The organism is Bradyrhizobium sp. (genome assembly GCF_049798375.1).
Classification (GTDB): Bacteria; Pseudomonadota; Alphaproteobacteria; order Rhizobiales; family Xanthobacteraceae; genus Bradyrhizobium.
Genome location: NZ_JBARGP010000244.1, coordinates 1 through 1,628 on the forward strand (window position 1 = coordinate 1; position 1,628 = coordinate 1,628).

Sequence of the window (1,628 nt, forward strand, 5' to 3'; positions counted from 1 at the left end):
CTGACGCCGGAAGAGGAAGCGGACCTGAACGAAGCGCTAACCGAAATGGCGCGCGGTGAGATTGCGTCCGACGCCGAGGTCGAAGCCGTTCTTTCCAAATACCGCCTGTGAGACTGCGTTACTCTAGTACCCACTTTCCTTGGGAAGTGAGGCATGATTCAACATTGGGATGATACCCGAAGCAAGAGAAGTCCGCTTGTCGCGGAAAGATCGCGTGGTGCTTGAGGAACGTTGCCGCTCTCCGGTGACGCTACAACGCGATTTGAAGCGGGCAAAGATCGTTCTCCTGGCAGCGGTTGGGTGTAGCACCCGATCGATCGCCAAGGAGGTTGGGGTCCAGCCACGGATCGTCAGCCTTTGGCGCCATCGCTATGCCGATCATGGTCTTGAAGGCCTGCAAAGCAAGCCGCTGCCGGGCAAGCGACCGATCTATACGTCGGCGACCGACAAGCGGATTTTAAAGTTGCTCGATAAATCGCCTCCTGCTGGTTACGCGCGCTGGACTGGACCCCTGCTGGCTCGGGAACTTGGCGATGTCGATGTACAATATGTCTGGCGGTTCTTGCGCGGCAACAAGATCGATCTGGCCGCTCGCAAGTCCTGGTGCGAGAGTGACGACCCCCGTTTTGCGGCGAAAGCTGCCGACGTGGTCGGCCTCTACGTAGCGCCGCCCAAAAAGGCGATCGTTCTATGCGTAGACGAAAAGCCGTCGATCCAGGCCTTGGAACGAGCGCAAGGTTATCTGAAATTGCCCAACGGCAGATCCCTGACCGGGCAAAGCCACGACTACAAGCGGCACGGCACGACCACGCTGTTTGCGGCGCTGGAAGTCGCCACCGGGAAGGTGCTTGCGACACATTCGAAACGGCGTCGTAGGGTTGAGTTTCTCGACTTTATGGACCGCGTGACCGCATCATTCCAGAACCGCCAGCTTCACGTCATTCTCGACAACCTCAGCACCCATACGAGGAACGAGGAATGGCTCGCGGCGCATCCCAATGTGAAATTCCATTTCACGCCCACGAGCGCTTCCTGGCTCAATCAGGTCGAGGTCTGGTTCTCGATCCTACAGGGGCAATCGTTGAGCGGTGCCTCATTCACAAGTCTCAAGCAACTTGAGCAGCACATCGATGCCTATATCAAAGCCTACAACGACAAAGCTGAACCCTTCGTATGGACCAAGAAAAGGGTCCGCCAGCGGCCTTTCAAAGGCCGACGTATCACTCGGCTATGATTCCGGATACTAGTCCTATGCCAAATCGGAAGTCGAAGTGATCACGTCAGAGCGGCGGCGCCGGCATTGGTCACGGGCGGAGAAGGAGCGGGTCGTCGCAGCCACGCTGGAGCCGGGAGCGACGATCCTGGGCGTAGCGCGCGAGTTCGGTGTTCATTCGAGCCAGGTATTTCGCTGGCGCCAGCAACTGTGTGGCAAAGCAGTTGCTGCGCCTGGGTTCGCGGCGGTGGCGATTGCGGCCGAGCCGAGAGAAGCCGCAGTGGGCTGCGGCGGCTCGATCGAGATCGAGCTTGGACCGGAGGTCCGTATCCGGATCAGCGGCGCGGCCGATGCGGCGACAGTGTCGGCGGTGCTTGCGGCACTCAGGGCGAGCTCGCGATGACGATCTCGCTCC

Annotated in this window: 2 protein-coding genes; both read left to right on the forward strand. The window is 59.5% G+C overall.

Translation table 11 applies throughout. From position 1 onward, the window contains the following. Window positions 1-169 precede the first annotated feature (169 nt). Entirely contained in the window at window positions 170-1,234 is a 1,065-nt protein-coding gene (locus WA702_RS10420; protein ID WP_425110432.1) for an IS630 family transposase, read from the forward strand. Window positions 1,235-1,271: 37 nt separating this feature from the next. After that, complete coding sequence (gene tnpA, locus WA702_RS10425) at window positions 1,272-1,616, forward strand: IS66-like element accessory protein TnpA (RefSeq protein WP_425110433.1); 345 nt, start codon at window positions 1,272-1,274, stop codon at window positions 1,614-1,616. Window positions 1,617-1,628: the final 12 nt, after the last annotated feature.